The 12,634-nt window shown below is 41.9% G+C and carries 10 protein-coding genes; 7 read left to right on the plus strand and 3 right to left on the minus strand.

Going from position 1 to position 12,634, the window contains the following annotated elements; genetic code table 11:
* The first annotated feature begins 67 nt into the window (after positions 1 to 67).
* The 5 genes from Q1V93_RS03040 (at position 68) to Q1V93_RS03060 (ending at position 4,938) form a co-directional block, all read left to right on the plus strand.
* Positions 68 to 535: an Mpo1-like protein gene (locus Q1V93_RS03040; protein ID WP_300661267.1), complete on the plus strand. Its 468-nt coding sequence runs from the start codon at positions 68 to 70 to the stop codon at positions 533 to 535.
* Between the two features lie 245 nt (positions 536 to 780).
* A complete protein-coding gene (locus Q1V93_RS03045; RefSeq protein ID WP_300661270.1) occupies positions 781 to 1,983 on the plus strand; it encodes a hypothetical protein in 1,203 nt (400 codons plus the stop codon).
* A gap of 11 nt (positions 1,984 to 1,994) precedes the next feature.
* Positions 1,995 to 2,432: a Rieske 2Fe-2S domain-containing protein gene (locus Q1V93_RS03050; protein WP_300661272.1), complete on the plus strand. Its 438-nt coding sequence runs from the start codon at positions 1,995 to 1,997 to the stop codon at positions 2,430 to 2,432.
* On the plus strand, positions 2,429 to 3,550 hold the full coding sequence (locus tag Q1V93_RS03055) for an imelysin family protein (protein ID WP_300661275.1): 1,122 nt from the start codon (positions 2,429 to 2,431) through the stop codon (positions 3,548 to 3,550). Before Q1V93_RS03050 ends, Q1V93_RS03055 begins: the two co-directional genes overlap by 4 nt.
* An 8-nt stretch (positions 3,551 to 3,558) precedes the next feature.
* The gene (locus Q1V93_RS03060; RefSeq protein ID WP_300661278.1) at positions 3,559 to 4,938 is read left to right on the plus strand and encodes a di-heme oxidoredictase family protein; all 1,380 of its coding nucleotides are present in this window, start codon (positions 3,559 to 3,561) and stop codon (positions 4,936 to 4,938) included.
* A gap of 51 nt (positions 4,939 to 4,989) precedes the next feature.
* On the opposite strand, the gene Q1V93_RS03065 is transcribed toward Q1V93_RS03060, so the two are convergent.
* Positions 4,990 to 5,733 carry a LytTR family DNA-binding domain-containing protein gene (locus Q1V93_RS03065; protein ID WP_300661281.1) on the minus strand — a complete coding sequence of 248 codons (744 nt, stop codon included), beginning with the start codon at positions 5,731 to 5,733 and terminating at the stop codon, positions 4,990 to 4,992.
* The gene (locus Q1V93_RS03070) at positions 5,734 to 8,763 is read right to left on the minus strand and encodes a two-component regulator propeller domain-containing protein (protein ID WP_300661284.1); all 3,030 of its coding nucleotides are present in this window, start codon (positions 8,761 to 8,763) and stop codon (positions 5,734 to 5,736) included.
* Between the two features lie 447 nt (positions 8,764 to 9,210).
* On the opposite strand from Q1V93_RS03070, the gene pbpC reads away from it, so the two are divergent.
* Entirely contained in the window at positions 9,211 to 11,544 is a 2,334-nt protein-coding gene (pbpC, locus tag Q1V93_RS03075; protein WP_300661286.1) for a penicillin-binding protein 1C, read from the plus strand.
* A 127-nt stretch (positions 11,545 to 11,671) separates the two neighbouring features.
* Entirely contained in the window at positions 11,672 to 11,977 is a 306-nt protein-coding gene (locus Q1V93_RS03080) for a hypothetical protein (protein WP_300661289.1), read from the plus strand.
* Here Q1V93_RS03080 and Q1V93_RS03085 read toward each other — a convergent pair.
* Positions 11,950 to 12,516, minus strand: coding sequence for a transposase (locus Q1V93_RS03085; RefSeq protein ID WP_300661292.1), 567 nt, complete (start codon positions 12,514 to 12,516; stop codon positions 11,950 to 11,952). The two genes, Q1V93_RS03080 and Q1V93_RS03085, sit on opposite strands and share 28 nt — an antisense overlap.
* Positions 12,517 to 12,634 lie beyond the last annotated feature (118 nt).

Consider the following 12,634-nt stretch of genomic DNA (forward strand, 5'->3'; position numbering starts at 1 on the left):
TAGAATAAATGCTAATCAATGACGCATTTTACCACCGATTTCGTAACTTATGGTCAAATAAGCGGCTATGAAAAGCTTAAAAGATTGGTTTGCAGAATATTCGGTCAGTCATCAGAATCCGACGAACAAAAAGATTCACTTCATCTGTGTACCTGCAATTTTCTTCTCTGTAATCGGTTTATTGATGAGCATTCCCACTGTCTGGTTGGAGAAATTGCTTCATACGCAACAATTCCTGTTCATCAACTGGGCAGTTGTCGTGCTGATTCCGGTATTGATCTTCTACCTCCGTTTATCACTAAGAATGGCTTTTTTCATTTTGATTTTTTCAATTCTCTGCCTGATCGGGAATTTCTACCTGGCAAAATTCGGTCCGCTCTGGATCAGTTCATTGATCATCTTTGCCCTGGCGTGGATCGGGCAATTCTATGGACACAAAATAGAAGGAAAGAAACCTTCATTCTTTAAAGACCTGCAATTTCTATTGATCGGTCCTGCATGGATTCTCAATCATCTGTTGAAATCAAAAAACTGATTCCGGCTCTTTCCATTCTGGAATATCTCTTAAAAAATCTTAAAAAAGCAGTCTTGCGAAATACCACAAAAAGGGTATCAGGGCATAAAACATTCTAACCTCCCGAGATTAGAATAACATTAAAATGGGATTAGAATCTACCCTCAACAAATCATAAGACCTCTCAAATACTGTGAAATAGGTATTGCTGCCACATTAGAAAAACGGTCTCTTTGCATATTTTATTTTCACAGATTTCAAATAGAATGTTTAAGATTTTAATTGTAGCTTTTTCGCTCATTTCCGTGTGTTCATATGCACAAGTATTGACAAAAGAAGATTCACTATCAGCCGGACTAATAGCTTCTGATCATTCAACAGTTCTTTCAGGATACGGAAGTTTTAACTATTCTAAAAATCTGACTTTAAAACAGTCTGTAGCTAACGTTGACCGGGTTGTATTGTTCATCGGGCATAAATTCAACAAACGGATTTCTCTCTTCACCGAGCTGGAATTGGAAGATGCGCGGATTGAAGCAGGAAAACCATCCGGAAGTTTCTCTTTGGAACAGGCGTTTATCAAATTCAATATCAATCGAAATAATTACCTCGTAACAGGATTATTCATTCCCCGTCTCGGGATTATCAATGAAAACCACCTTCCTACGACTTTCAACGGGAACTATCGGCCATACGTAGAAACCATGATTTTGCCTTCCACATGGCGTGAAATCGGTGTCGGATACTACGGTTCAACAGACAAAATTCCCGGTTTGAATTATTCCTGCGCATTGATAACCGGTTTAAACAGCCGCGGATTTACCAACGGATCCGGAATCGTGGAAGGCCGGATGTCAGGAGGAATGGCGTCGACCAATTCACTTGCCGTAACAGGAGCACTTTTATACTATCACGGGAATTTCCGTTCCCAGGTTTCCGGGTATTTCGGCGGAACTTCGGGTTTAAAACCTTACGAAGCAGACAGTTTACACCTTCAATCCGGCGCATTCGGAACACCGGTCGGACTGGTTGAAGCTAATACACAATATTTAGGAAAAAGATTGGGTGTCAAAGTACTTGCAACCTGGGTGAATATTAAAGGAGCAGAACAAATCAACAGAGCGTATGCAAACAATACTCCGGAGCAAATGTTTGGCGCTTACCTGGATGTTTCTTACGCATTTATAAAAAAAGGAGAGAAGGTATTCCGTGGTTTCGCCCGGTATGAATACCTGAATATGAACCTGAAACTTCCTAAAAATGGAATCATCAATGAAACATTGGATCAGCAATACATCATTTCAGGTTTAAGCTACAATCCGATCCACGGGGTGATGATCAAGGTAGAATACACCTACCGCATGACCGGTAATATCAATCCTGCGCTGATTGTGACTCCATACCCGGTAGGTCATCCTTATTTTACCAAACAGCATTTTATTAACCTGGGAATTGGCTACAGTTTCTAACGAAAACAACTATGGATTTAGATCGCAGGGAATTTATCAGAAAATCGTGTCTCGCATGTGCTTCCATAGCAGGAATCGGGATCGTTTCCACCATGGTTCAATCATGTTCGCCGCTTGTATCCCTCAAAGTTATTCCTGAAAAAGGATTTATCCAGGTTCCGCTCACTCATTTTACAGAAACGAACAAACTGGTTCTTCTGAAAAACTATGATGCTCTGGACTTTGACATTGCGGTTGTTCAATTGGAAGGAAACAAATACAAAGCGTTCCAAATGCAATGTACGCACGTAGCGAACAATCCGTTGGTTGCAACAAAAAGCGGATTTTTCTGCAACACACACGGAAGCGCGTTCGGATTCGACGGACAGGTGACCAAATCACCTGCACAAAGAGCGTTGAAAGAATATCCGCTCGAAATCACATCGGAAATAATAAAAATCAAAATATGAAGTACTCAACAATTGTTGTTTCGGTAGTAATGCTGACAGCAATAACTACCAGCTGCAAAAAAGAAGGATGTACCGATTCTTCAGCAACCAATTATAATAAAAAAGCAAAAAAAGACGACGGTTCATGTCAATATGTTTCTGATCGTAAGGCGATTCTGGCAGAAGTCGGAACAAATGTAATCTCCGCAACGTATACTGATCTTGCAAACAAAACCAGCAATCTATATGATGCTGTAAATGATTTCATTGCAAACCCGTCAGCTGCAGGATTAGCAAACTGCAGAGACTTATGGAAAACATCCCGTTCTGCATGGGAACGTTCTGAAGGATTTCTATTCGGACCGGTTTCAACAGACGATATTGATCCGCGCATTGATACCTGGCCGGTGGATTTTAACGCATTGGAGAATATGCTGTCAAGTTCTACGGATTTCTCTGTAGATGCAAACATTGATGCGTTGGATGACGCTTTAAAAGGTTTCCACCCGATTGAATATTTGCTGTGGGGAACAAACGGAACAAAATCATTCAGTGATTTCACAGCCCGTGAGAAAGAATACCTGAAAGCGTTGACTAAAAACGTCAAAAAACTGACTTCTGATTTGGTGATCGGATGGAATACAAGTGCATCAGCTTCTTACTATGCATCATTTTCAGCTCCGGGATCTTCCAATACATTCTATCCAACAATGAAATCTGCTTTTGAAGAATTGGTGAACGGAATTGCAGGAATTTGTGATGAAGTTGCAAACGGAAAAATCAGTGAGCCGTTCACCATGCAGGACCCCAGCCTGGAAGAATCTCCGTATTCTCAAAACTCCATCAAAGACTTCACAGACAACATCCGAAGTATCGAAAACATTTACTTAGGAAAATACGCTTCTGACGGGAAAGGGTTGGAAGATTTGGTAAGAGAGCATAATCTGGCTTTAGATAATACCATTAAAACAAAGATCAATAACGCCATTACAAAACTGCAGGCAATTACTGATCCATTCGGAACTGCGATTTCGTCACAAGCAACTTTGGTTCAAAATGCCATTGATGCAATCAATGATTTGAAAAGCACTTTGGAAGGTGAATTACTTCCGTTTGTTCAACAATACGTTACAGATTAATTTATAACATGAATCACAAAAAGTCAGTCACTTTCATTCTGATTACAACCGTCATTCTGTCTTCCTGCAGAAAACCCGAGATCTCACAAGTAGAAGATCAGGATTGGTATGGAGGTGGAACCCAAACAGTATTTATTACGGGAGTTGGTGCATACGGTCAGCCTTTCTTCGGACTTACGGAGTGGCAGGATAAAATGCATGAAATAGGTGATGTGGCTTTTGGAGCAACTTTTGTCAGCGCCCCGGCCCCTAAAAACCAGGGGCTGGGTCCCGTCTTCAACAATGTTTCCTGTTTTTCCTGTCATATCAATGACGGAAGAGGAAAAGCTCCAGGCGAAGGTTCCAATCAAAACCTGATGCCTTTGCTGATCCGTTTGAGCATCGCCGGGCAAAACGAACACGGAGGACCGCTTCCGGTTCCGCTTTACGGTGGTCAGTTACAAACAAGAGCCATTTTCGGAAGTGTTCCCGAAGCAACGATTGATGTAAACTATCAGTACATTACCGAAACCTTTGCCGACGGAGAAAGCTACGAACTGCGTATGCCGATCTTTACCCTGCAGAACATGTATGCGGGAACGGTTCCCGGAATGATGATGTCGCCGCGAATGGCTCCGCCTGTTTTTGGAATGGGTTTACTGGAAGCAATTCCGGAATCCACCATTCTTTCATTCCAGGATGTGAATGATGCGGATGGTGACGGTATTTCAGGGCGCGCAAATTACGTGTGGAACATCAAGGAAAACAGAAAAACATTGGGGCGTTTTGGTTGGAAAGCCAATAATCCAAGTATTTTACAGCAGGTTGCCGCAGCGTATCATGAAGATATCGGAATCACCAATTTCCTGTTTCCGGTCGAGTCTTCATTCGGACAATCACAGTATATCAATTACTACAATCAGTCTGATTTGACCGACAGTTTGGTTCATGCTGCTACATTCTATATGAAAACATTGGCTGTTCCGGCCCGAAGAAATGTCAAGGATCCTGAAATCATTCGGGGGAAACAAATCTTCTTCGATGCAAAATGCTCTTCCTGCCACATTCCCAAACACAGAACGGGAGTAAACGTTGCATTTGCCCCGGTTTCCAATCAATTGATTTTCCCTTACACCGATCTTTTATTACACGACATGGGTTCCGGTTTGGCGGATAACCGCCCGGATTGGCTGGCAAACGGACAGGAATGGCGCACTCCGCCGCTTTGGGGAATCGGTTTGACGGAAATTGTGAACGGACACAGTAATTTTCTGCATGACGGAAGAGCCCGAAGCCTGATGGAAGCCATTCTATGGCACGGTGGTGAAGCTGAAAATTCAAAACAATACGTTAAAAACCTTCCGAAAAGCGATCGGGAAGCACTGATCAAATTCCTAAAGTCTTTGTAAACCACTATACATTTTGGGTTTGATTTGGTACGGATCTTGGGTAATATGGGACTAAAGTTGTTCAAGCATCCGCACCACGTCAGCTCTTTTGCGGGTAGAAACCGGAATCATTTTTCCGTCCGACATGATCAAATGTCCGCCTTCTACTTTCACAAACTCCTGGATCATTTTCGTATTGACCAAATGCGACTGGTGCACTCTGAAAAAGCCCAATTCGCCTAAAATATCTTCGAAATCCTTCAGCGTTCTGGAAACGACAATCCGTTTTGAATTCGTGAAAAAGAATTCGGTGTAATTCACATTACTTTCACAACGAATGATGTCCGCAATCTGCACAATGTGAATTTTATCCTGCGCATGAAGCGCCAGGCGTTCCTGAACTTTATGACTTTGTTTCAACGATTCGTTCAGCAAACGGTAATTGTCCTGCTCGTTGTGATTGTGACTTCTGAATTTCTTCAAAGCTTCCGTCAATTCGTCCGGATCAACGGGCTTCAACAGATAATCAATTGCAGCATAACGAAAAGCTTTGATGGCGTGTGCATCACTGGCTGTAATGAAAATGATCTTGAACGGAATTTCGGATAAAATATCCAGTAAATCGAAGCCGGAACCGTCCTGCATCTGAATATCCAGAAACAAAATATCAATAGATGTTTTCTTCAGCAATTTTGCGCCTTCCACTACTCCGGAAGCTTCACCGACCACTTCTATATCGGGAGCATACACTTCCAGATCCTTTTTGAACGTGATCCGCGCCTGCTCAATATCATCAATAATTACTGCTCTAATCATTTACAAGGGTATAAAAAGTTGTACTTCCGTTCCGATCACTTGTCCGTTATCGTACAAATCTACAATTCTAACCTTATGGGTATTCGAATTTGTACTCAATAAATCCAATCTTTCTTTCGTGACGTTGAATCCACGCGAAATATGCTGCGGTTCGTTACTGGTTTGCTGATTTTTCAAAGCTGCTTCCCTGCCGATTCCGTTATCGCGAATAATACAGGTGATGCCGTCATTTTCTTCTTTAAACCAACAGGTAATTTTCCCCACTTTTTTCGATTCGGGATCAAATTTAAATCCGTGTTTGATGGCATTTTCCACAAACGGCTGAATGAGCATCGGGGGAATTTGAATGAAATTCAGTTCGGTTTCCAAATCCACTTTGATTTCGTACTCAAAACTATTTCCGTTGCAAAATTGTTCGATCAGGAGGTAATTTTCCAATGTCGAGATTTCTTCTTCCAATGAAATCGTTGCATTCCGTGAGTTATCCAGGATCTGGCGCATCAACCTCGAAAATTTCGCCAGGTAATAACGTGCTTTCGTTTCATTTTCCGTTCCGATCAAGCCCTGAATCGAATTGAGTGCATTGAAAATAAAGTGCGGATTCATCTGCAAGCGCAGAGCCTTTTGTTCCAATTCCAATAAATTTCGTGCGAATTCCGCATCTTTCTGAGCCTGTTTCGCTTTTCTCCGAATACGCGCAGTCTGAATCCAGATAATCCACCACACAAACAATCCGGCTAAAACGCATTCCAGTAAAATGAACCAGGTTGTTTTCCAGAACGGAGCAGAAATGGTAAATGAAAAACACTCCGGTTGCGGATTAATGAAGCCGTCTTCATTTTTTGAACGCAATAAAAACGTGTATTTCCCCGGCGACATATTCGAATAAACAATCCGCTGTTCCTTTGTCCATGGCGACCACTTGTTCTCAAAACCACTCATTTTCCAGGAATATTCCACTCCATCCGGATTTTTCAGATTGATTCCTTTGAACAGAAAACTCAAATGATTCTGATCGTGAGGCAAATGAAGTGTTTTATAGCTGTTCCACGGTAAAATAACATCCGCATAGTTTGTTTCGGAAAGTGATTCGTAGAATAACTGAACATCCAGAATACTCAGGATCGGAGCTGTTTTATTGACCTGAAGATTGGACAAATTGTAACAGCTTGCTCCGTTAATTGTCCCGAACCAAATCTTTCCGTCCGTATCTTTCCAAACGCTGTTCTGACACGTTTCTACTCCTAAAAAACCGTCACTTTTCCCGTAGTGCTTGATGCTTTTAATCTGATTCGTTTCATTCAAATCCAATAAATCCAACCCGGATTCCGAACCTACGATCAAATGTTTGTTCGAGTCGAAAACCATCAGGTAAACATTCGAAGAATACATGCCCGATTCGATGCTGATCTTCTTGACAACTTTCAGTTTCGGTCCGTATTTCACGCAGTTAATTCCCGCTCCTGCGGTTCCAACCCAAATTTGTCCTTTCGAGTCCTCGACAATACTTCTCACTGCATCGGCACTCAATCCCGAATCTTTGGTCAGAATTTTCGTTGTATGTGTCTGCTGATCGTAGCAGGCAAGTCCGGCAGATTCCGCTCCGTACCAAATCAAGCCCCTGGAATCGACGTATACACAAGTCAGGCGCATGTGCAACAAGCCTTCATCGAAAGAAATCCGTTCAATCCGCTTTCCCTGTTCCGACATCCGAAGCAAACCGGAACCCGAAGTCGCAACCCAAATGGTTCCTTCTTTATCCCTGGCCATCTGCCGCACATAATATTTCCGGGTTTCATCCAGCCAGGTAAATCCGCCGGCAGAAAGCATTCCGATTCCCTGCCCTTCTGTTCCGAAATACATCAGGCTGTCATTGTCTTCGATAATCGCTTTGACTTTTATCGCTTCAAATCCGGTTTGAACATTCAATTGCCGGAAGTTTCCGTTTTCGTACACACTGACCCCATTTTGGGAAGTTCCGAACCACAATCGTCCACCGGAGTCCCGAAAAATCGAATAGATGAAATTTCCGCCTAAACCCGAGGAAACTGAATAATGAGAGAACAATTTTCCGGCAAACTGAGAAACTCCTCCTCCCGAAGTTCCAATCCACAAATCGCCCCAATTATCTTTGATAATCGAACGCACGTGATTATTTCCCAAACCATTCTTTTCCGTGTAATTGGTAAATTCTTTCGTTTTTTGATCGTATTGAAAAATCCCCGCATTTAAAGTCGCAATCCAGCACACATTTGCTTCGTCAAAAAACAAATCAAAGACTGTTTGCTTGTACAATTCCCGTTTCAGGTCAATCCGGTAATAATCTTTGCGGTTATGAACATACGCTCCATCGCCATAAGTCCCGATCCAGATAAATCCGTTCTTATCTTCCTTCAGACACGTAATTGCATTGCGCATAACGCGTGCCTTTGCCCCGTGATTGGTCAGAATTCGTTTCCCGTCTTTTTGTTCCGAAGAATAAAGCCCGGTTCCTGTTCCCATCCACAAAATTCCTTTCGAATCACAAAAAATGGCATTCACCGTTCCATCTTTCATTCCCAGGTAGCGGTTCATACAAAGCAACGAATCTCCTTTGACTTTAAAGACTCCGTGATTTGTTGCCAGCCACAATGCTTGTTTTTGGTCTAATGTCAGACTGAAAACAGCAAAATGATTCGTGTATTTGGGATGCTTGTAGGTAAGGATTTTCTGACCATTGTACGAGGAAAGTCCGTCGTTGGTTCCGATCCAGATCCGGTGTTTCTCGTCTTCGATCAATGAATAGATGTAATTGTTTACCAATCCTTTCCGGTCGGTAAATGACTCAAAATTCTGACCGTCAAAGCGGGATAATCCACCACCACGCGTTCCGAACCACAAATATCCTTTGTGATCCTGAATCACGCTATACACCTGCGATTGTCCCAAACCATTCTCAACTGAAAAGTTGCGAAAACTAGCCAGCTGACCAAAAGCAGAAGTTCCTGAAATCAGGCAGAATAAGAAACAGAAAATGCAGTATTTGCTCATTGAGTCGCGTGGATCTTTAGGATGCTGAAATTACTAAAAAGCGTGAAATAGTCTGTTCTATCAGAACTATTTGGTAATTCTTTGGGGTGTTTTGGTATTAAAAGGGAGCGAAACCTGAAAAACAATAGCTATCGGGATAACAATTTGATGCTTGAATTCTTAAGGTGGTTGGTTTTGTCGGGTGAAATGCAGGAGTTTGCATTAAATAGTTCTGCTCTTTCTTTGAAAATTCTTGCCTTGACATCTTTTTTAAAAATCCGCGAACAAAAAAACTATATTGTAAACCGAGACGGTTAATATTGAAATCCTAATACTGTCAAAACACATTAGACGAGAATTACTAACTCATTTAATCAAAAAACAGAAACAGTTTTCATCAGAACCACTTCGAATAATAAAGTGACTTCTCACTTTCCATTTTTCCACTTTACTTTCAGTAAAAAAACGATGAAAGAGAAGCTTTTTTGGTGGAGAGAACAATACCGATGGAAAAAACGATTCATCAAGCGTGTTTGTTTCTATTCTTTCCTGATCTGGTACATTCAGGCACTTCCATCTGTGCTTTTCAATGATTCGTATTCGACTGTACTCGTCGGAAAAAATGGCAAATTATTGGGTGCACACATCGCAAAAGACGGACAATGGCGTTTTCCACCAAGTAACAAAACTCCCCGAAAAATTGCACTTTGCCTGACCACCTTCGAAGACAAAAACTTTTACTATCATCCCGGAGTAAGTGCAAAAGGCATTTGCCGGGCATTTTACCAAAATGTTTCCCGGGGAAAAATCGTCAGTGGCGGAAGCACCATCACACAACAGGTTATTCGTTTGATGCGGAAAAATCCTCCGAGAACGTATTCCGAAAAAGCACTTGAAATTATTCTTGCAACCCGCCTGGAATTGAGTTATTCGAAAGACGAAATTCTGAATCTTTACACTGCAAATGCTCCGTTCGGAAATAACGTTGTGGGAATCGACGCAGCATCCTGGCGGTATTTCGGTCGCGCTCCTGAAAGTTTAAGCTGGGCTGAAAGTGCCACTTTGGCTGTTCTTCCGAACGCTCCCGGATTAATTTATCCGGGGAAAAACCATCAAAGCCTCCTCAAAAAACGCAACCGGCTGCTAAAAATGCTTTACGACGACGGTGAAATTGAAAAGTTGGATTACTTCCTTGCATTGGAAGAACCATTGCCCGACAAACCATTGGCTCTTCCTCAGGAAGCTCCTCACCTTTTGCAACGTTGCATTCTGCGCGGACAAAAAGGGCAATTGATCCGGTCGACTCTGAATGAGGAAATTCAAACAATGGTCAACAACGAAACGGAACAATATGCCTTGCGCATGAACGAATTGGGTATATACAACGCAGCCGTTTTGGTCACTTCCGTAGAAACAGGCGAAGTTGTTGCGTACAAAGGAAATCTGAATCACACGGACGACGATCACGCTTTTGATGTGGATTGCATTCAGGCTGCCAGAAGTACCGGAAGTATTCTAAAACCCTTGCTTTATGCGAAATCCCTGCACGCTGGAATCATTACTCCGAAACAGCTTTTATGTGATTTCCCCTCACGTTTCGGGACTTTCGCACCAAATAATTTCAATCGACAATTTTCAGGTGCGCTTCCGGCAAACAAGGCCTTATCAAAAAGTTTAAACATTCCGATGGTTTTTCTCTTACGCGAATATGGTCAGGCCAAATTTCACAATGATTTGAAACAATTCGGATTCCGGCACATGAACAAACAATCGAGTCATTATGGCTTGTCTCTGGTTCTCGGCGGCGCTGAAGCGAGTATGTGGGAAGTGAATGCCTGTTACAATTCGTTGGCTCAGCATTTAAACAGTCCGGATAACCTGAAGCTGCATTATTTATCTCAAAAAAGCGAAGAAGCTCCCAAACAACTTTTAGACAAAGCTTCTGTTTATGCCACATTTGAAGCCTTAATTGATGTCAACAGACCGGATGAAGAAAACAATTGGCGCGCATTTGAATCTTCTCAAAAAATCGCATGGAAAACAGGTACCAGTTTTGGTTTCAGAGATGCATGGGCAGTTGGTGTCACTCCCAAATACGTGGTTTCCGTTTGGGTTGGAAATGCAAATGGTGAAGGCAGACCCGGACTTACCGGAGTGAAAGCAGCTGCACCACTTTTGTTTTCCATATTCAGAAACCTGGAAGCACCTCAAAAATGGTTTTCAAAGCCCTTAGCAGAAATGACCCGAACAGAAATCTGCAATGAAAGTGGTCAAATTTCCAATCGCTATTGTGAGCACACGCACTTCGAATACATTCCAACCAGTACTTTAATCAGTAAAAATTGCAGTTATCACCAGCTGGTTCACTTAAATCAAAATGAAACATTCCGGGTAAATGCGGATTGTGAAAACAGCAGTTCGATAAAACACAAATCCTGGTTTATTCTTCCTCCAAGCATGGAAAAATACTATGTTCAGCAAAACCCGAACTATCATTCGGTTCCGCCTTTTGATCCGAAATGCACAGCCAACAGGCCGGAAAGTATTATGAGCTTCATTTATCCGAAACGACAAACCAAGATTTACATTCCAAGAGAATTAAATGGTTTGAGGGGAAAGGTTATTTTCGAAATTGCTCATACACGCAGAAACAGCATTTTGTACTGGCACATCGACGACGAATTTGTAGGAAGTACGTCGGAAATTCATCAGATTTCGGTTCAACCAGAAAAAGGTCCGCATAAAGTAACAGTGGTTGACGAAGCCGGGGTTTTACTCAGCGAATCGTTTGAAGTGCTTTAATCAATGTCCAAAACAACCGATGGCTCGATAGTCGCTACCGTTAAGATTTTTTAAGAGTTTACATTACAACTTTCGAAATTTTAATGCGTTCCTTCATATATAAAACAAACTCAAAACTCTGTCACTAATGAACAGCGCAACTATTAATCAGTTAGAAAACTACAAGGCTATCGAAGCCGTTTGCGTAGAAAATCACAACTCCTGGTCGAACATCAAAGAGTTTCGTGGTGCTTTTTCAAGATTTGCATTGAAAGTGGCTCAGTTGGATTTGATCTTAGAGAACCTGGTGACTTCCTCATCTCACAGCATGGAACATTTGGTGAAAGAGATCGAACAAATTTTGAAACAGCATTTTGATCGGTATTTCGACTACATGGAACATAAAAATTCCGAGTTATCTCAAATTTACAAGCAAATCCGGAGAAGCAATTGATGGTTTTTATCTATCAATTCCTGTAGCGCATGATTGAATGGTAGACCATGCTTCTTCCGATTGTTTCGGATATATTTCAGGGTGTTCGATAATTGATCCGTACTTCGAACCCGTTTGCAATGGTATTTCTGTGTCCAGAAAGGAATAGATTTATCTTTCAATTTCCGGGGATCGTACATACCACGTGTGGCGTCAAGGGGATTAATCCCCTTGGACGCGCGATGCGCGTTACACACACGGGCCGTTCTCCCCTTTATGCGATGCATCATCTTCGGAACCTCATCCTTGCTACAATACACCAACAAATGCATGTGATCCCGGCAAACATTCAAGGCCGCCAATTCGAAATCCAACTCTTTAGCCAGATCAAAAACTTCCTTTGCCACTAAATATTCTTCTTCTACATTCATGTAATAAACATCCGGATAAGGAAGTGTTCCGTTAAAGCGTCTTTCGCGAGCATTGTAAACAATCATTCTACGGGAGGTCCGGCTGTCATGAAGACAAGTCGTCAAATGAAAATAAGCTGATGAATTCATATACGAACAGTTACTTTCTTATATAAGCTAAGAAAAAAGTTCGTTTCAAACAACAAAAAAAGACGCCCGAAAGCGTCTTTTCTTTTATTCAGATTTTCTTTGAATTAATTCAAACTTG

This window comes from Fluviicola sp. (assembly GCF_030151805.1).
Lineage (GTDB): Bacteria > Bacteroidota > Bacteroidia > Flavobacteriales_D > Crocinitomicaceae > Fluviicola.

Bases quoted from the DNA above. Each gene is read 5' to 3' on its own strand.
- Q1V93_RS03080 (WP_300661289.1), top strand. From the start codon at position 11,672: ATGAACAGCGCAACTATTAATCAGTTAGAAAACTACAAGGCTATCGAA.
- Q1V93_RS03060 (WP_300661278.1), top strand. From the start codon at position 3,559: ATGAATCACAAAAAGTCAGTCACTTTCATTCTGATTACAACCGTCATT.
- Q1V93_RS03045 (WP_300661270.1), top strand. From the start codon at position 781: ATGTTTAAGATTTTAATTGTAGCTTTTTCGCTCATTTCCGTGTGTTCA.
- Q1V93_RS03050 (WP_300661272.1), top strand. From the start codon at position 1,995: ATGGATTTAGATCGCAGGGAATTTATCAGAAAATCGTGTCTCGCATGT.
- Q1V93_RS03040 (WP_300661267.1), top strand. From the start codon at position 68: ATGAAAAGCTTAAAAGATTGGTTTGCAGAATATTCGGTCAGTCATCAG.
- Q1V93_RS03065 (WP_300661281.1), bottom strand. From the start codon at position 5,733: ATGATTAGAGCAGTAATTATTGATGATATTGAGCAGGCGCGGATCACG.
- pbpC (WP_300661286.1), top strand. From the start codon at position 9,211: ATGAAAGAGAAGCTTTTTTGGTGGAGAGAACAATACCGATGGAAAAAA.
- Q1V93_RS03085 (WP_300661292.1), bottom strand. From the start codon at position 12,516: ATGAATTCATCAGCTTATTTTCATTTGACGACTTGTCTTCATGACAGC.
- Q1V93_RS03070 (WP_300661284.1), bottom strand. From the start codon at position 8,763: ATGAGCAAATACTGCATTTTCTGTTTCTTATTCTGCCTGATTTCAGGA.
- Q1V93_RS03055 (WP_300661275.1), top strand. From the start codon at position 2,429: ATGAAGTACTCAACAATTGTTGTTTCGGTAGTAATGCTGACAGCAATA.